This window comes from uncultured Arthrobacter sp. (genome assembly GCF_947495145.1).
GTDB lineage: Bacteria > Actinomycetota > Actinomycetes > Actinomycetales > Micrococcaceae > Arthrobacter_D.
Window position 1 is genome coordinate 89,462 of record NZ_CANLXP010000004.1, and the last position, 17,557, is coordinate 107,018.

Consider the following 17,557-nt stretch of genomic DNA (forward strand, 5'->3'; position numbering starts at 1 on the left):
TGTATGCCGCAGCGGGACGGGTGCCGGGGCCGCGCCGTATACGAGCAAGATCCGACCAAGTTTCTCCGACCAAGTTTCAAGGACCGGTGGTATCGATGAGTTCCAATCCGTCGAATAACGACGACGACACTCCGAAGGATCCCCTCTCCGAGATGCTCGAGCGCTTGATGGGCGGCAATATGCAGGGCATGGACCCGCAGGAAATTGCCAAGGCTGCAGGTTTGCCCAATGACCCGCAGGCCATGGCAATGATGATGCAGCAGGTTCAGGCCATGTTCTCGGCGCAATCCGAGGGACCTGTGAACTGGACCATGGCACGGGACCAGGCCCGGCGTGCCGCTGCTGCCGGCGGTGATCCATCGGTGAGCAGCAAAGACCAGCGCGAAGTCGACGACGCCCTGAGGCTCGCCGAGATGTGGCTCGATCCTGTCACCGATTTCCCGTCTACAGCACTCCTAGGCAGGGCATGGTCCCGTGCCGAGTGGGTCGAGGCGACGATGGCGACCTGGAAGCGGTTGACCGAACCCGTGGCGACCAGCATCGCCCTCGCCCTGTCCAACGCCATCACTGAACAGATGCCTGAAGAGATGAAGACCATGATGGGCGGCGCCACCTCCATGCTGCAGAACATGGGCGGCGCCATGTTCGGAATGCAGTTGGGGCAGGCTGTAGGCGCTCTGTCCCGCGACGTGGTCAGTTCAACGGACATCGGCATACCGCTGGCCGCAAACAACATGGCGCTCCTTCCGGCCAACGTCGCAGCATTCGGACAGGGCCTGGACATCTCCGAGTACGACGTCCGGTTGTTCCTCGCTGTGCGGGAAGCCGCCCATGTGCGGCTCTTCACCCAGGTTCCGTGGCTGACGGGTCACCTTTTGGGCGCCATCGAAAGCTATGCGCGCGGCATCCATATCGACATGTCGAAGATCGAGGACGTTGCCCGGGACATCGACCCGTCGAATCCTGAGTCATTGCAGAGCGCGCTCTCCGAGGGTGTCTTCATGCCCGAGCGCACCCCTGCCCAAGAGACCGCTCTGGCCCGTCTGGAAACTACCCTTGCACTCGTCGAGGGCTGGGTTGATGAGCTGACAGCGGCCGCTACCGCGAATCTCGAATCATCCGTGGCATTGCGCGAGATGGTCCGCCGCCGCCGGGCGACCGGCGGCCCGGCTGAGAACGCCTTCGCATCACTGGTGGGTCTCGAGTTGCGTCCACGGCGCCTTCGGGATGCCGCTGCGCTTTGGGAACAGCTGCGCCAGGAACGCGGGATAGCGGGACGCGATGCGATCTGGCAGCATCCCGACCTGTTGCCTACGCCGGAAGACCTGGATGATCCCGCTGGATTCAGCACGAGGCGCCAGTTGGCCGAATCAGGTGACGCCGACGTGGACGCCGCCCTCGAAAAGCTGCTTGCCGGCGGATTCGAACCGGCTGCCGATGAGAGTTCTGAGGGCGAGGACGCGCCCGAACCGGAGGACGGCGGAGAGGATTCGAACGGCGGGACACGCTGACCTGCAGGGGCGCTCCCATTCTTACCGGCCGCTGAGGCCGTGGTCCGCTGCGAATGCTGCGCCAAGTAGGAACGCCTTGGCGGTTTCGGTGTGTGGGTAGCTCCTCAAGAGAGACCAGAAGGCATCACTGTGCGAGGGTTCTATCAGGTGCGCCATTTCGTGCAGGATCACATAGTCGATGACCCACTCCGGCATCCCCTGAAGTTTGTGGGATAGCCGGATAGCGCGGGCGGCCGGCGTTGCCGATCCCCAGCGGGAGTTCTGGTTGGTTACCCATCGGATACTCGCAGGAATTCCTTTCCCCGCCAGGAATTCAGCTGACAATTGTGCGGCGCGTCCGCTCAGGCCGTCGTCCGAATGTGCCGGCAGCACCGACTTCGCGTTGAGCTTGGCCACCATCCGTTCCACCCACTGCTTTTCCTGGCGGGCGGTGAAAGTTGCGGGAATAGACACCACTGCGACGCCGTCCCGCAGGTCCACGCTGACAGTTCGACGGCGGCGCGCAGAGCGGCGCACCTCGACCGGGTACGGCACGGGAGCCGAGGCATCGTTCGACATCATGCGCGAGCCCCTTCCCCGGCAATACTGCTAGCTACTCTTTGCGAGGACACTGAGCACCGACTCTCCGTATCGGTCCAGCTTGGCCGGCCCCACTCCGGCGAGTTGGGCAAGCTTTTCCAGTGAATCGGGGCGCGCTTCGGCGATCGCCACCAGGGTGGCGTCGGTGAAGACGACGAAGGCCGGGACATCTGTCTCACGGGCAGCCTGCAGGCGCCACTCCCGCAGCGCTTCGAACGTCTCCTCGCTGTAGCTCGCCGGGCAATCGCGGCAGCGCCCGATCTTGCGTTCAGCACCGGAGCCAAGAACCTTTCCGCAGGTGCGGCAGTGGGTGGGGCCGGACACCTTCCGCTCCCTGCGCTGGACGGGCTGGCGGAACGAGCGGGTACCCGTGGAATCCGGGCGAAGTCCATCCAGGAACCTGGACGGCTTGCGCGAGGCACGGCCACCGGGAGTGCGTGATGTGGACCAGGACAAGGCAAGGTGTTTGCGCGCCCGGGTGATGCCGACGTAGAGGAGTCTGCGTTCCTCGTCGACTGCGTCCGGAGTGTCGGCGAATGAGATGGGCATCAGTCCCTCGCTCAATCCGACCAGGAAGACTGCGTCCCATTCCAGGCCTTTTGCCGAATGGAGCGATGCAAGCGTCACGCCCTGAACCGTCGGGGCGTGCTGCGCTGCGGCTCGTTCCTCAAGCTCAGCGACGAAGTCCTGCAGGGTGAATCCCTGCGCCGAGCGGGCCAGATGGAGTTCCTCGGCAAGGGAGACCAGCGCAGCGAGCGATTCCCATTTTTCCCTTACGGCGCCCGAGCTTTGCGGCGCCTGGCTGGTATAGCCGAGCGATGCAAGAACATCCCGCACCAGTTGGGGCACGTCGTCGTCGGTTGTTGCACGGGCAGCTGCCCGTAGCTGCAGCAGGCTTTCCCGCACCTCCCGCCGGGCGAAGAATCTCTCGGCACCGCGCAACTGGTACCCGATCCCTGCTGCGGCGAGGGCTTGTTCGTACGCTTCAGACTGACCATTGGTCCGGTAGAGGATGGCGATCTCGCTCGCCATCACACCATCATTGAGCAGCCTGGAGATCCTCCGGACGACGTCGGCAGCTTCAGCCTCGTCATCACTGCATTCAGAGAAGGTAGGGTCCGGGCCCGCCGGGCGCTGAGCAACGAGCTGAAGCGGTGTAGCCCAGGTTCCCGTACCGCCCCGCCGCCCGGCCTCGGCCGTGCGTGCTGCAAGCAGGGAGTTGGCGAGGTGCACCACCTGAGGTGTGGAACGGTAGTCCCGAACGAGTCTGACGACCTGTGCCTGCCGGTATCTGCTGGTGAAATTCAAGAGGTGGGCACTGGTGGCGCCGGTGAAGGAGTAGATGGTCTGGCTGGCGTCTCCGACAACACAGAGCTCTTCGCGCTCCCCCAGCCAGAGGTCGAGCAGCCGCTGCTGAAGCGGGGACACGTCCTGGTACTCGTCCACCACGAAATGCCGGTATTGGGCGCGTACGGTCGCTGCGACTTTCGGGTCTTCCTGCAGGATGCCCACGGTGATCAGGAGGACGTCCTCGAAATCGATGACGTTGCGATCCACCTTGAGGTCTTCGTACGCGCTGAAAAGACGCGTCACTGTTGTGGAATCCATGCCCGCCGGCTCTGCCCGGCCCTTCGCCGCCTCGACGTAGGTGTCAGGAGTCAGCATGGACACCTTGGCCCATTCGATCTCCGCGGCGAGGTCCCGGATTGTGGCCCGATCGGTGCTCAGCCTCAGCCGCCGCGAGGCTTCCGCGATGAGTTGTGCCTTATGGTCCACAAGGGACGGTAGCGTCCCTCCGACAGCCTGCGGCCAGAAGTACTGCAACTGTCGGAGCGCAGCAGCGTGGAAGGTGCGTGCCTGCACTCCTTGTGCTCCGAGGTCTCGCAACCGCGTCCGCATTTCGGCGGCAGCCCGCGCGGTGAACGTCACAGCGAGCACTTGCTGCGGCTTGTAGACGCCCGTGTGAACTCCGTAGGCAATGCGGTGAGTGATGGCACGTGTTTTGCCTGTTCCGGCTCCTGCGAGAACGCAGAGCGGACCGCTCAACTGGGATGCCACGGCCCGCTGTTCATCGTCCAGGCCGGCCAGGATTCCCTCTTCGACCGAACCGTCCACTACGGTCTCCCGGCGGACGGCTCTTCATCCAGGGGGCCGCCGTACCAATGTTCGATGAGTGCGCGCGCGATGGACGCGCCGGACGCCACGGACAGGCGTTCCTCCTTCAGGCCGGTGAACAGTTCATCTCTGCTGAACCAGCGCACTTCCCTTATCTCGACGCCGTCCGGAACAGGGCGGGCGTGTGCTGCCTTTGCGGTGAAACCGAGCATCAACGATGCCGGGAACGGCCAGGGCTGCGAGCCAAGATATGTAGGCGAGTGGACCACGATGCCGGACTCTTCCTCAATTTCGCGCACAACCGCTGCTTCCAGCGACTCTCCCGGCTCAACGAAACCTGCGAGGGTAGAAAACCGGTTCTCAGGCCAGGCAGCCGAGGAACCCAGAAGCAGGCGGTCTTCCTCATCTGTCACCGTGACGATGATGGCCGGATCGGTGCGTGGATAGTGAAGGCTCTCATCCGCAGGGCAACGCCGGACCCAGCCACCGTCAATCGACTCGGTGCGGTGTCCGCAGCGGGGGCAGTGGGTATGGGTGGCGTGCCAGTTCGAGATAGCCACGGCCTCTACGAAGAGCCCTGATTCCAGAGCCGGCAGACTGGCGGCGGCGTCCCGCAGGCCCAGCCATGATTCGACAGGCGCCAAGTCCGCTTGAACGTCCTCATGCTCCACCAGCACAATGTGAGTGCCGGCCGCCAGATTGGCCGTTGATTCCACGGTGCTGCCGAGGTACACGGGATTCTCCGGACGAACCACCTCCGCGGCGGAACTGAGTACGAGCCGGTGGTCCTGGACAGGCGACTGTTTCCCGGCGAGATGAAGGACACGGGTCCCGGGTTCCTCCCACAAACGATCAAACAAGTCAGGTGCGGTGCGAAAAGCTGAGCCCCGATCCGCCGTGCCGCGCGCCAGCGGCAGAGATCCGAGTGGGGGAAGGCTGGCGATTCCGGCTCCATGCATGCCGACGGCTTGGGTCATATTTCTACGGTACGGTCCCGCACCCCCAAAAGGACATTCGGGAGGGCATTCTGGAGGAATAGTGCGCAGCGGACAGCGACTCGCCGTGGACGGACATCCGGGCCGATGACCTCCCACGCTTACGGTTGGTGATGTGAAACGCTCACCAATGGAACTTGCGGCCCTTGCCAGTGCGGCCGTGCCGGGCCTCGCCCCGACCGGCGTCTCCGGTGCACCCGACGACCCGGCCGACTTCGAGTCCGCCCTCCTTGTGGATGAATCGGGTAAGCAGTGGCGGGTCCGGGCGCCCAGGCACGCCGAGGCCAGCATGCGGCTGGAAACCGAGCTGCAGGTACTGCGGGCGTTCAGCCCCGGCGTCCGCGCCGAGCTTCCGTTCCTGGTTCCGCATGTCGCGGGCACTGTCCGGCTCGGCGATCTGCGCACCTTTGTCTATTCCCACATCGAAGGATCAAACCGCTCCCTCGACGAGCTCGCTGCTGGCGGCCGTGAACTGGCGAGGGAGATCGGCCGGGCCATTGCCGCAATCCACGAGCTTCCAAGGATGCTCGTCAGCGAGGCTGACCTGCCTGCCTACGAGGCGAATGAAGTGCGGCAGCGGCGGCTCAACGAGCTGGACCAGGCCGCAACCACGGGCAGGATCCCCGCAGACTTGCTGCGCCGTTGGGAACATGCGCTGGAGGATGTCTCGCTGTGGCGTTTCAACCCCGTTGTGGTCCACGGTGATATCCACGAAGACAATCTGCTCCTCGACGGCGGCCGCGTTTGCGCCGTAACGGGTTGGACAGACCTCTCCGTTGGAGACGCGGCAGATGACTTCGCCTGGCTTGCAGCGACGCAAGACACTTCTTTCGCCGATGAGGTGCATCAAGCTTATGTCGACGCCCGCTCGGATGCGCCGGATGAGCACCTCCTGCGACGAGCCGCGCTGGCCGCGGAGTTCGCTCTCGCGCAGTGGATGGTTCGCGGGCTTGCCTTGCACGACGAGGACATGGTGGCGGAAGCCGAGGAGATGATGCGTTCACTCTCCGCTGACCTTGCTGCCGAAGAAGCAGCCCTGGCGGCCGACGCCGATGATGACGGACCCGCTGACAGCAGCGGAACCGCCGAGGGTCAAGGAGAGAATCAAGACACTGACACTGACAGTGACACCGGCAGTGACACCGGCACAGCATCGCGGGATCAGGAGGATCTCGAAACTTCTGCCCTGCCCGTGGTGCCGCGCCCCTAGCCCGCGGGTTCGACTCCACCCCTAGTTGGCCCCCCGGCTCCCGTTGCCTTTCTGATAATTCTTTCCAACTCGTTGCTATCGGCGAGGTCGTGTGGCCGAATCAGTTGGTCTTCTCCAACGTAGTAGAACGCTGCCCGCACAGACCCCAGCGGGACGTTCATGAACCGTGACCACGCCAGCCTGTAGACAGCCAGCTGGATGGCCTTTGATTCCCGGTGCCCCGGCGCGGGCGGGCGCCCCGTCTTCCAGTCGATGAGGTCCCATGTGCCGTCGTCGTCCTGGAAGACTGCATCAATTCGCCCCCGGACGACGATCGTATGAACCCGTGTCTCCACCGGAACCTCAATGCCGTGGGGAACACGCCGGGCCCAGACGGACTCCCGGAACGTTTCGGTGAGCTGCTCCAGCTTCAGTCCATCGTCGACGAAGGAGTCTGCGGCACCGGGGAACTCCCCCAGATCGAGCATCCCCGTGGCGCCGTAAAACTCTTCAATCCAGGCGTGGAAAGCTGTACCCCGCCGTGCGGCCGATCCGGGGCGCCGCGGGACAGGCCGACGCAGTCGCCTTGCCACCGCTGCACTGTCTTCTGTCAGTTCAACCATCAGCGAGGCAGAGATATGGGTGGGTAGTTCGACCGGTGCAGAAGTAAACCTTTGCTGCTGCCGCGCTAGCGCCTTGCGCACTTCATCGTTCCAGCGTCCGGAAGCGTCGGCGTTTACCGAGCCCTGCCAAGAGGCAGGCCGGTGTCGCTGGTCATTTGCGGCCGCCAGCACAGCTGCTGCCGCCTGTTCCATAGCGCCGCGTCGCATGCGCAGCGGGTCGACCGGCCAGATCGCCCTGTCGCTGTGTGCGCGGGCGGGATTGTCCGTCCCCACCGCGCTGTCTTCGATCCAGGCGAGTTCCCGGTAGCCCCGTTCCCCTGCTGTGGCGAGATCCCGTAGCTGTTCCAGATAACGGGACGGCGCAGTCGGCTTGGACCGACCTCCTCCCCAAGCCGACGATGAGCAAACGAGGACGTGGCGGGCTCGGGTGAGGGCGACGTAAGCCAGGCGCCGTTCCTCCCGCTCGGTGTGGGTCAGCGCATCCTCGGCGAACAGCTTCTCGCTTTCGAGCCATGATTTCTGATCGGGTTGGTCCCAGTCCCACTGCGGCAGTTCAGCTGCGTCGCCGCGCAACGGCCATGGCACGGAAGCGTCTCCGGAACTCCAGCGCGAGCCTGTTCCGCTGGGGAAAGAACCTTCGTTCATACCCGGAACGAACACTACATCCCACTCCAGCCCTTTGGCGGCGTGAACCGTCAGCAGCTGGACGGCTTCCCTGCTGGTTTCCAGCGCGGTCACGGGCAGTCCGTCTTCTTCCGCGTCGGCTGCCTCCAACCACGCGAGAAAGGCCGGCAGGTCGATGCGGTCGGAGGTTGAGACGAAGCTGCTGACGGCATCCGCGAAGGCGTCAAGATTGCGCCGGGCATCGTGGATACTAACCCCCGGTTTCGATGCAAGCTCGATGTCGAGCAGGAGGATCTGCTCGATCTCGCCGATCAGGGTAAGCAGATCGTCACCCACTGACTGGCGGAGACCACGCAACTCATCCCGCAACCGTGTTAGCCGCTCCCTCGCTGTGCCGGACAGGCTGCGTCCGCTGCCCGACATCCATCCGTCCGGCGGAAGATGGTCGACGGCGTCAACGAGACTTGCTGGTTCCGCGTCCTCGGTTGGCGTGGGGGGCTGCCCGTGACCGTCGTCAGGTGAAACCGGGAAACCGTCCGCAGCCGCGCTGCCCGCCTTCGTCGAGGACTCGGAGGCGCCCTTTCGAAGTTGATTGATCCGGAGATCGCGGTCGTAGGCGAGCTGGCGGGCCCAGTCGCCGAGTGCCATCAGATCGGCAGTTCCTACGCGCCAGCGGGCACCGGCGAGGAGCCTGAGCATTGCATCTGACCGCTCCGGATCCCCCAGCACTCTCAGGACCGAAAGGATTTCGATGATTTCCGGAGTACGCAGGAGCCCGCCCAGTCCCACGATCTGCACCGGTATGCCTGCTGCCTGCAGTTCCCGCCGCAAGGGTTCGAACTGCCGTCGTCCGCGGCAGAGGACCGCAATCGTAGGACGCAGCGGTCGTCCGTCGTCGTCCACGTCGAAGAACCGTCGCCGCTGGGCCTCAATGATCCGCGCCAGCGCTGCTGCCTCGTTCGCTTGCGGGTTGTCAGGTGCTGACGCGTCGGAAGGATCGGCGGCGGTCTCACTGAGGTAGCGGGCGAGGTACACCTCTCCTTCCGGTGCCTTCGGGCGTGGCAGCAGGGCTGGGACCTGTAACTGATGCTGCGGGCCCACCCACGGAGGCGGGGAGTTAAGGGAACCGGCCACAGCATTGGCAGCTTCAAGAATGCTGGTTGAGTTCCGCCACGCCACGGAGAGGTTGACCATGGGCGCAGGCTCAAGAGCGGACCCGGTGCCTGCTGGAAAACGCGATCTGAATGTTCCGAGCTGGCCGGCGGAGGCACCGCGGAATCCGTAGATGGACTGGTGCGGATCTCCCACCGCAGTGACTGATCTGCCGTCGCCGAACAATTTGGAGAATAGGACCATTTGGGCGTGGGAGGTGTCCTGGAACTCGTCAAGGAGAACAACAGCGAACTTCTGCCGTTCGACCTCCACTGCCTCTGGCACGTCGCTGACAATACGCGCGGCCAGTGACACGAGGTCGCCGTAATCGAGCTGGCCGGACTGGTGTTTCAGGGCTGTGTAGCGTTCCACCAGTTCGGTAACGGTGACACGCGTTCTCAGCTTGTTCAGCAGGTCCTTCACGCCATTCGTGGCGGGCTTCGGCTTTCCCGACTGGAAGGGGCGTGCAGCAACTGCGTCAATCTGATTCAGCAGCGACGCCCTCACTGCTACTGGCTCCACGAGGTGTTCCGCGCATTCGGAGGCCATGGTCAGAACAGCGCCTGTCAGTGTGGTTTTCGCAGCGGAGAGATGCTCCCATGGCCCCTGGTAGGACTCGACGACTCTTGCGGCCAGCTGCCAGGACTGCGCCGTGCCCAGCATGACGGCGTCCCGCTCCACGCCGATGCGCAGTCCGTAGTCCTGCACAATGCCGTTGGCGTAGGAATGATAGGTGGAAATGGTTGGTTCCAGCCGGTCCTCGTGCAGGTCAACCGCGTTCTCCGCCTGCGCCCGGTACAGCGCCAGCAGCTGTTGCCGGATACGGGCCGCGAGCTCGCCGGCTGCCTTGCGGGTAAAGGTCACCCCGAGAATCTGTTCCGGTCGAACCAGCCCATTAGCAACAAGCCACACGACCCGGTCCGCCATGGTTTTCGTCTTGCCTGATCCCGCGCCGGCGATCACCAGCAGCGGCTGCAGCGGCGCTTCGATGATGCGAGTTTGTTCAGCTGTCGGGTAAAGGACCTGTGCGCCGCCGTCCCCGGCAAGCAGCCGCGCCAATGCCTCAGCTGACAGCTGCGGTGCAGAACCCGCAGCCGCCTCCGCGTGTGCCGCTTCCACGCTCATTCGGTTACCTGCCTTCCCTCAACACACAGTGGACAGATTTCCGGAAGCCGGCATCCGCCTCCACCGAAAGACGACCGCTTGGGGTCGTGGACTGACTCAAATTCTGCTCCCGACATCAAACCTGCGGCCTGCTCAATCATTTCGTGCGCCCAGGATTCATCCGGTCCGAGTGGGGGCTGATCCTGAACCTTCGGGGACTTTGCGCCTGTGCCCAGCTGCACCAGGGCTGCTCCGCCAACGGCACGCGTGTCCGTGGACTCTGTATCCGCGCCTGCGGCGACGGAGTCCCCAAGGCCACCGGCACCTGCGGCAACCTGATAGGCGGCGAGTTGGGGATGCGCAGGCACATCGGGGTCTCGCGGCGCGTTTTTTCCGGTCTTGAGATCGACGACGAAAAGACGCCCGTCATGGGTGATTTCGAGACGGTCTACCTGCCCCCGGAGACGGGCCTGCCTCTCAACGCCGTCAACCGTCACGGGAAGGTCAACGCTGAAACTCGCCTCGGTGCTTGCGAGGGAACGGCCCGCCTTTCTCATCTCCACGAGGTAGGCGCCGAGTTTCCTCACCATTTCTTCAGCCCGTCGCAGATCGGCTTTGGACTCCCAGGTATCCTTCATGCCGAGGGCAGGCCAGCGACGCACGAGTTCCGCCGCGTACTGGTTTCCCGTGGCATCCGGAATGTCCTGCGCAATTGAGTGAACGAGCGTTCCAAGGGACCTGGCGAAATCAGTCGGCCGCTCCCCTCCTGCGGCCGAGACGAACCAGTTCAGCGGCGAGGCAAGGACTGCCTCCACTTTCGAGGGAGAAACGGGGATCACAGAGGCAGCAGGAACGACGGGATCGGTGGACGAAAGTCCGGCCAACCCCCACCACTGGTCTGGATCAGCACCTGGAACGGGGGGTTCGTGGAGCATCATCGTACCGAGGTGCCCGGCAGCTTCCAGAGCAGTAACGGGATGCCGGTCAGGCTGCTGGGCGTACTTCCGAAGCTCTGCGACCAGCGCACGAAGGGTCAGTGGCCGCTTTACCTCGGTGCGCGGGCGCTCATAGACACCGGTAGGCAGGGGGGCGAGGATGTCGAGAAAGGAGGAGGGCTGCTGATCCTCCGATGAAACGGCAACGCAGATCAGTTCCTGGGATGCGCGGCTGACGGCCGCGGAGAAGCTCCGCAATTCATCGGCACGGGTCAGCTGCATGAGGGAAAGCGGGTCACGATGGTGTCGGAAATCCCGGCCGTGCTCAAGCAGCGCAACGAGGTCACCGGAGCCAAGCAGTTCTCCCCTGACCCGCAGATTGGGCCAGACTCCTTCCTGTACGCCAGCCACAATCACTACCGGCCATTGGCGCCCGGCTGCTGCGGCCGGCGTCAGAATTGCAACGGCGGCACCCTTTTGTGCGCGCGCAGCGAGGGTGTCCATGGGGAGTTCCTGGCTCAGCAGGTACTCCAGGAAATTGGTTGTTGGCGCACCGGGCATCTGGTCCACGTACCGCTCGGCGGTTTGAAACAGCGCGACGACGGCGTCCAGGTCACGGTCTGCCCGTGCTGATGCAGCGCCGTGACGGAGTGCTGCTTCTTCCCATCGCGAAGAGAGGCCGGAAGCAGACCAAACCGCCCAGAGTAGGATCTCCGGCGTACTCGCCTCATCCTGCAGCGCCTCGCGACCGGCACGTATCATGGAGTGCAGCCGCCGAACCGGACGCAGTTGCCCTCGAAAGTCGTCAATCTCAGCTTCGGACAGCAGATCGACGATCAATTGATCGGAGTCACGCGCTCCCCCCGCCAGCCGTTCCTCCTGCCTGAGCAGCTGCCGGAGGCGGCGAATCTCGAGCGGGCCGGCGCCGCCTATCCTGGACGTCATGACTGAGACGGCAAGTTCAGCGTCAAGCTCCCTGGCACCGGTAACGACACCGAGAATGTCAAGCAACGGCCGTACCGCCGGTTCATCGCGGATTGCCCGCTCGGCGGGCGGGACGCTGACCGGTATATCCTGCCCGGCAAGGTAGCGCTGAAGCTCGGCTACGTGCGCGCCGGTCCTCGTGATGACGGCGATGTCATCGAAACTATGTTCCTGCTCGACGTGGGCCTCCAGGATCCGTTGCGCGATGTATCGCTGCTCGTGATAACCCGAATCGACCACATGGACGGAAACTCCGCCGGAGCCGTGCTCATCCACCGGCGCTTCGCGTGGCCGGGGATTGGCGTCAGGATCGAGCAACCGCCGGTAGCCCACCGGCGTTCCGCTCACGGGCGTCCTCGAAGCGACTGATTGCCACGCCGAAGCAAGCATTCCGGTGAGGCGGTGTGATGCGGTCAGCTGCACAGTGCGTACGGGTCCCAATACCTCGGGCAGGCGGGCGGCAAGCTCTGGGCGTGCACCCCGGAAACCCTGGACCGTAGTGTCAGGGCACGCCGTGATCAGGGAATCTTTTCCACCGGCAAGAACGCCGCACAACGCGTGGGTGGCGGTGTTGGACTCCTGGTAGTCATCAATCAGGATCAGTCCGTACTTGCTGCGTTCCTCAGCGCAGAACCGGGGATTGGTTTCGAGAATGCCTCGCGCTGCGGTAAGGATTCCGGCAGGATCGAACGCTTCGGGCATGCGAAGATCCAGGACGTCGCGGTACTCGCTGTAGAGGGCCGCTGCGGCCACCCAATCGGGGCGGTCGAACCTGCGTCCGAGATCAGCCAGTTCATCGGCGTGCAGGCTGTACTCGCTGACCCGGTCGAAAAGCTCCCTCACCTCCTGACGGAAACCCCTGGTCCCCAGCGCGAGCTGCAAGCCCTCCGGCCAGCGGAACTCAAGGGGGCCCAACGTGCGGTGGCCTTCAAGGAGCTCTTTGATAATGAGGTCCTGCTCTGCTCCGGACAGGAGTCGCGGTGAACGGGTCAGCTCCGGCAGCAGCCCTGCCACGCGCGCCCGGCGGATCAGGTCAAAGGCGTAGGACGACCAGGTTCGCGCCGGCGGCGCGCTCAGACTGCAGTCCAGACGGGAGGTCACCTCATCACGCAGGCGTGCTGCCGCCAACCTTGTGGGGGCAACAATCAAAATGCGGTCTGGTTCCACCTCCCCGTTCCGGATCCGGCTGACGGCCGCCTCCACCAGGAGTTGCGTCTTGCCCGTTCCCGGGCCGCCGAGCACCAGCACCGGACCCCCTCCAACCCCCAGGGAAAGCACGCTCTGCTGTTCCTCACTGAGGACGGGGTCCGGCGGGCCCGCCACACTTCTGGAGGGCAACCGCAGATCGGCGGTAGACAGCAGCGCAGCGGCGGTGTTTCGTGAGGAAGAGCTCATGGGTCCACCCCATCATCCGCCTCCGACAATCCGGATGCCCCTATTCGGACGTCGTTTTTCAGAGCGGCGCGGACTTGTTGGAGCGCGCACTGTTCAGCCGGTGCCGGATCCCAGCGGGACTTCGACAGATCGACCCGACGGGTGCGCGCGTCCGCCCGGCGGCTGCGGTTGGCGACAGGGCGCAGTGCAGTCGACTCCTCCAGGTAATGCTCGACGGCGGAAGCTTCCAGTCCCTGCGGCGGGCTGCCATCGGCGCGAAGCACGCGCCACCACGGCACACCTGCGTCTCCACGGGACATGACCGTTCCTACCTGGCGGGGCCCGCCCTTCTCAAGGATCTCGGCGATGTCGCCGTAGGTGAGTACCCTTCCTGCAGGTATCAAACTGACGATGTCCAGGACCGCCTCTTCATAGTCCAGGGCTCTTTCGCGCACCAACCCAGACTATCGAAATGCGCGGACCGAGCGGGCCGGGTCGGCCGTGTCTTCAACCGCCGGAGAGAATGTCGTACCCGGCCGATACCGTCTGGACCATGAACAGCTGGCACATGCATCCCCGGGCGGCCTTCGACCTCGAAACTACCGGCCGCGACCCGCTCACCGCACGAATCGTGACCGCCTCGATCATCCTCGTGGATGGGCAGGGAAAGGTCCTGCAGCACCACGAGTGGCTGGCGAACCCGGGGGTGGACATCCCTGTTGAGGCGACCGCCGTTCACGGCATCGCCACCCATACTGCCAGGACGCAGGGCGCACCGGCAGCCCAGGTGGTCAACCAGATCAGCGGAGTCCTCGACGGATTCTTCCGGGACAAAATACCGGTGCTCGCCTTCAATGCGCGCTACGACTTCACGGTCCTCGCACGGGAGGGTGCACGGCATGGGGTTATCACCGCCGATCCGTTCCCGGTCCTCGATCCCTACGTGATGGATAAGCATGCTGACCGCTACCGCCCCGGGAAGAGGACTCTGTCCGCCATGTGCGCCCACTATGGTGTGCCTCTCGAGAACGCGCACACCTCAGCCGCCGATGTGCTGGCGACCCTTGGTGTGGGGGCCGTCCTTGCCGAGCGGTTTCCCCAACTGCGGAGGCCTGCCAGGGACCTCCATGAGTTTCAAATGACGTGGGCACTCCGACAGGCCGAAAGCTTCCAGGAGTATCTTCGACGCACTGACCCGCAAGCGGTGGTTGAGGGTCGCTGGCCGGCTATTGCCTCATGACTCACCTGAGTCTCCTACGAGTTCCCTACGCAACACAATCGGAACCGGGTTCGTCGCAGATTATTCGATACGAAGGGCAATAAGGACGACGGCGGCACAACCAGCGTGATGTCCGGCACTAAATTTCAGCGGGATCTTTCATGCATGCCACAATTGCAAAGCACCGTCAGCGCCAGTGCCGGCCCACTCCGGGGCGGCCGAGGAACCTCCACTTTCTCGAGCAGCGCACTGACCGATGCTTCTTTTCTGCTCGCTTGAGTAGCGGGTTTCGCGGAAGCCCCTGCGGAGCCCCGGACAGCACGAGGACCTATGATCACAGTCACCAACCTGCGTAAAACCTATCGACAGGGTGAGCGAACCGTTACAGCACTGGACGATGTCACCCTTTCGGTGCCCAAGGGTTCAATCCACGGCATCGTAGGCCACTCCGGCGCGGGCAAGTCCACCCTCGTCCGGTGCCTGACCCTTCTGGACCGTCCTACATCGGGCTCGGTTGTCATCGACGGTCGTGAACTGACCAGTGTCAAGGACTCTGAAGTCCGCACCGCCCGGCGCCGTATCGGCATGGTGTTCCAGCACGCCAACCTCATGGACTCACGGACGGCCGCCCAGAACGTTGCCCATCCGCTCGAACTGGTGAAGACGCCGAAAGCCGAAATCGGCCGCAAGGTAGCCGAGCTGCTCTCCCTCGTTGGCCTGACGGAGTTCGCAGACGCTTACCCCTCGCAACTCTCCGGAGGCCAGAAGCAGCGCGTCGGCATCGCCCGCGCACTGGCGTCGGATCCCGATGTGCTGCTCTGTGACGAGCCCACGTCGGCCCTCGATCCTGCCACCACCGAGGACATCCTCACGCTCATCCGGAAGCTCACGCAAACGCTGGACCTGACGGTCCTGGTTATCACTCACGAAATGCATGTGGTCAAGCGGATCTGCGACTCGGTTTCCCTGCTTGAGCGCGGCCGGATCATCGAACACGGCGCCCTCCGGGACATCGTGGGTGACCGGGCCGGCTCCCTCGGCAGGTCCCTGATGCCCCTGCCTTCCAGCACCGCGGATGCCACCCTGCCGGAACTTGAGCTTCTGCTGGTCGGCGAGACTGCCTCTGCACCCATCCTCTCCGAACTCACCCGCCGTTTCGATGCCAACGTCAACGTCATCGCAGGAACGGTGGAGACGTTGGGAGGATCCCGCTTCGGCCGGCTCCGCGTCGAGGTTGATTCCGCCAGACCCCTGGGTGAGATCACGGCCTATCTCGAAGGCGCCGGCGTACATGTGGAGGTGGCGGCATGAACCTTCTCGACAACCTCTTCCAAAATCCCGGTATCACCGAAGCGTTGCCCGAAGAATTCCTCGCCACCCTCCAGATGGTCGGCATCTCGGGCTTCTTCACCCTGCTTATCGGCCTTCCGCTGGGCATATTCCTGCACACCAGCAGCCCCGGCGGTCTGCGGGCAATGCCCGTTACCAACCGGATCGTCAGCGATGTGGTCGTCAACATCACACGGTCCATTCCATTCGCCATCCTGATGGTGTCGCTTATTCCCCTCGCCCGGTTCCTGACCGGTTCCTCAATCGGGCCCGTCGCTGCGTCGGTTTCACTGAGCATCGGCGCCATCCCGTTCTTTGCGCGCCTTGTGGAAACAAGCCTGCGTGATGTTTCTTCGGGCAAGATTGATGCGGCTCTGGTCATGGGCTCGACTCGCCTCCAGGTCATCACCAAGGTAATGATCGCCGAGGCCCTTCCGTCCCTGATCGCAGCATTCACCACCACGCTCGTGACCCTCGTAGGTTATTCGGCGATGGCGGGCATCATCGGCGGCGGCGGACTGGGCAGGCTTGCCTACAACTACGGACTGCAGCGGTTCGACACCGCGGTCATGGTGGTCATCATCGTGATCATCGTCGCCATCGTGCAGATCATCCAGCTCATCGGCGACCGGCTCGCGCAGCGGGTAGACCATCGCACTGCTGCAACAGCGGGTGCACGCCAAAGCCGGAGCGATCGCCGGCAGGCAATGGCCAACAACGTCGTCGGCGTCTGAACAAGACCCCCCAACCTGCCCCGCCTATGAGCGGGGCCGACGACGGCCGGTAGCCGCCAGCCGTCACTTCACCGGCGCACGGTCCCATCCGACCGCCGGAACTACGAAAGGAACGCACATATTCATGCGTAAGCAGTTTTCGCTGGCAGCCGCCGGGCTGGCCGCACTTCTCACCCTCTCGGCCTGCGGCGCCGGAGACAGCGCTCCCGCCGCTGTCGAGACGCTCGATCCAGCCAGCCCTGCGACGGTCACCGTCGGCGCCAGCCCCGTGCCGCACGCACAAGTGCTGGAGTTCGTACGCGACAACCTGGCCGAGGGCAGCGGCATTGAGCTCGAGATCCAGGAGTTCGACGATTACACCACTCCCAACATCGCGCTGAGCGAGGGTGACCTGGACGCCAACTACTTCCAGCACCTCCCCTACTTCGAGAGCCAGGTCGAGAGCCAGGGCTATGAATTCGCCCATGGCGAGGGCGTGCACATCGAGCCCTACGCTGCCTTCTCCGACAAGCACGATGATGCCTCGGCCATCCCCGACGGCGGCCGTGTAGCCATCACCAATGACCCTTCCAACCAGGCGCGTGCCCTTACGCTGCTGCAGGAAGCCGGTCTGCTCGAGAACATCGAGGCGGATGCCTCCGTCCTGTCGCTGAGCGAAGAGCAGAACCCGAAGGGCCTCGAGTTCATCGAGAACCAGCCGGAACTGCTGCTCAACGATCTGCAGGACCCAACCGTGGATCTCGCAATCATCAACGGAAACTACATCCTCGATGCAGGACTCAGCACGGAGGACGCCCTCATCGTTGAATCGGTAGAGGACAACCCGTACGCGAACTTCCTTGCGTGGAACACCTCGTCCGAGGGTGATGCACGAATTGCCAAGCTTGAGGAACTGCTGCACTCGCCCGAGGTCAAGCAGTACATCGAGGAAACCTGGCCGAGCGGGGACGTAGCTCCAGCCTTCTAGGTCTTCCTGCGGCGCCCACATGTGAGCGGTAGACAGGACAGCAGACAAGAGAGCATGGATACAGGAATGGCCGGCGGCCCTTACGGGTTCGCCGGCCATTCCTGCGTTTCCGGCCAGTTGCGC

12 protein-coding genes are annotated in these 17,557 nt (G+C 64.0%); 6 read left to right on the forward strand and 6 right to left on the reverse strand.

What is annotated here, in order from left to right; all coding sequences use genetic code 11:
• Positions 1-95: 95 nt before the first annotated feature.
• Entirely contained in the window at positions 96-1,511 is a 1,416-nt protein-coding gene (locus tag Q0877_RS04335; RefSeq protein WP_299166049.1) for a zinc-dependent metalloprotease, read from the forward strand.
• Positions 1,512-1,532: 21 nt separating this feature from the next.
• Here Q0877_RS04335 and Q0877_RS04340 read toward each other — a convergent pair whose 3' ends face one another.
• The 3 genes from Q0877_RS04340 to nudC are packed head-to-tail and all read right to left on the reverse strand — an operon-like array spanning position 1,533 to position 5,182.
• On the reverse strand, positions 1,533-2,072 hold the full coding sequence (locus Q0877_RS04340) for a M48 family metallopeptidase (protein ID WP_299166051.1): 540 nt from the start codon (positions 2,070-2,072) through the stop codon (positions 1,533-1,535).
• Positions 2,073-2,099: 27 nt separating this feature from the next.
• Positions 2,100-4,205: an ATP-dependent DNA helicase UvrD2 gene (locus tag Q0877_RS04345; RefSeq protein WP_299166053.1), complete on the reverse strand. Its 2,106-nt coding sequence runs from the start codon at positions 4,203-4,205 to the stop codon at positions 2,100-2,102.
• Positions 4,205-5,182, reverse strand: a complete 978-nt coding sequence (gene nudC / locus Q0877_RS04350; RefSeq protein ID WP_299166055.1) for an NAD(+) diphosphatase — start codon at positions 5,180-5,182, stop codon at positions 4,205-4,207. Before nudC ends, Q0877_RS04345 begins: the two co-directional genes overlap by 1 nt.
• Positions 5,183-5,315: 133 nt before the next feature.
• On the opposite strand from nudC, the gene Q0877_RS04355 reads away from it, so the two are divergent.
• A complete protein-coding gene (locus Q0877_RS04355) occupies positions 5,316-6,410 on the forward strand; it encodes a macrolide 2'-phosphotransferase (RefSeq protein WP_299166057.1) in 1,095 nt (364 codons plus the stop codon).
• Here Q0877_RS04355 and Q0877_RS04360 read toward each other — a convergent pair.
• From Q0877_RS04360 to Q0877_RS04370, 3 genes are read right to left on the reverse strand one after another with little or no spacing between them, the layout of a single operon-like run.
• Positions 6,407-9,913, reverse strand: coding sequence for an ATP-dependent DNA helicase (locus Q0877_RS04360; protein ID WP_299166059.1), 3,507 nt, complete (start codon positions 9,911-9,913; stop codon positions 6,407-6,409). The genes Q0877_RS04355 and Q0877_RS04360 overlap by 4 nt on opposite strands.
• Positions 9,910-13,206: an ATP-dependent DNA helicase gene (locus Q0877_RS04365; RefSeq protein ID WP_299166061.1), complete on the reverse strand. Its 3,297-nt coding sequence runs from the start codon at positions 13,204-13,206 to the stop codon at positions 9,910-9,912. Before Q0877_RS04365 ends, Q0877_RS04360 begins: the two co-directional genes overlap by 4 nt.
• Positions 13,203-13,640 (reverse strand): MGMT family protein, encoded by a 438-nt coding sequence (locus tag Q0877_RS04370; protein ID WP_299166062.1) that lies wholly within the window; start codon positions 13,638-13,640, stop codon positions 13,203-13,205. Before Q0877_RS04370 ends, Q0877_RS04365 begins: the two co-directional genes overlap by 4 nt.
• 98 nt (positions 13,641-13,738) lie before the next feature.
• Between Q0877_RS04370 and Q0877_RS04375 the strand changes: the two genes are divergently transcribed.
• From Q0877_RS04375 to Q0877_RS04390, 4 genes are all read left to right on the forward strand, one after another.
• Positions 13,739-14,425, forward strand: coding sequence for a 3'-5' exonuclease (locus tag Q0877_RS04375; RefSeq protein ID WP_299166064.1), 687 nt, complete (start codon positions 13,739-13,741; stop codon positions 14,423-14,425).
• Positions 14,426-14,734: 309 nt separating this feature from the next.
• Positions 14,735-15,715: a methionine ABC transporter ATP-binding protein gene (locus Q0877_RS04380; RefSeq protein WP_299166065.1), complete on the forward strand. Its 981-nt coding sequence runs from the start codon at positions 14,735-14,737 to the stop codon at positions 15,713-15,715.
• Positions 15,712-16,467 (forward strand): methionine ABC transporter permease, encoded by a 756-nt coding sequence (locus Q0877_RS04385; RefSeq protein ID WP_299166067.1) that lies wholly within the window; start codon positions 15,712-15,714, stop codon positions 16,465-16,467. Before Q0877_RS04380 ends, Q0877_RS04385 begins: the two co-directional genes overlap by 4 nt.
• Positions 16,468-16,591: 124 nt before the next feature.
• Complete coding sequence (locus tag Q0877_RS04390) at positions 16,592-17,434, forward strand: MetQ/NlpA family ABC transporter substrate-binding protein (protein ID WP_299166069.1); 843 nt, start codon at positions 16,592-16,594, stop codon at positions 17,432-17,434.
• Positions 17,435-17,557: the final 123 nt, after the last annotated feature.

Coding starts and splice junctions, on each gene's coding strand:
- Q0877_RS04335 (WP_299166049.1), top strand. CDS start 96: ATGAGTTCCAATCCGTCGAATAACGACGACGACACTCCGAAGGATCCC.
- Q0877_RS04340 (WP_299166051.1), bottom strand. CDS start 2,072: ATGATGTCGAACGATGCCTCGGCTCCCGTGCCGTACCCGGTCGAGGTG.
- nudC (WP_299166055.1), bottom strand. CDS start 5,182: ATGACCCAAGCCGTCGGCATGCATGGAGCCGGAATCGCCAGCCTTCCC.
- Q0877_RS04360 (WP_299166059.1), bottom strand. CDS start 9,913: ATGAGCGTGGAAGCGGCACACGCGGAGGCGGCTGCGGGTTCTGCACCG.
- Q0877_RS04365 (WP_299166061.1), bottom strand. CDS start 13,206: ATGAGCTCTTCCTCACGAAACACCGCCGCTGCGCTGCTGTCTACCGCC.
- Q0877_RS04375 (WP_299166064.1), top strand. CDS start 13,739: ATGAACAGCTGGCACATGCATCCCCGGGCGGCCTTCGACCTCGAAACT.
- Q0877_RS04380 (WP_299166065.1), top strand. CDS start 14,735: ATGATCACAGTCACCAACCTGCGTAAAACCTATCGACAGGGTGAGCGA.
- Q0877_RS04385 (WP_299166067.1), top strand. CDS start 15,712: ATGAACCTTCTCGACAACCTCTTCCAAAATCCCGGTATCACCGAAGCG.
- Q0877_RS04390 (WP_299166069.1), top strand. CDS start 16,592: ATGCGTAAGCAGTTTTCGCTGGCAGCCGCCGGGCTGGCCGCACTTCTC.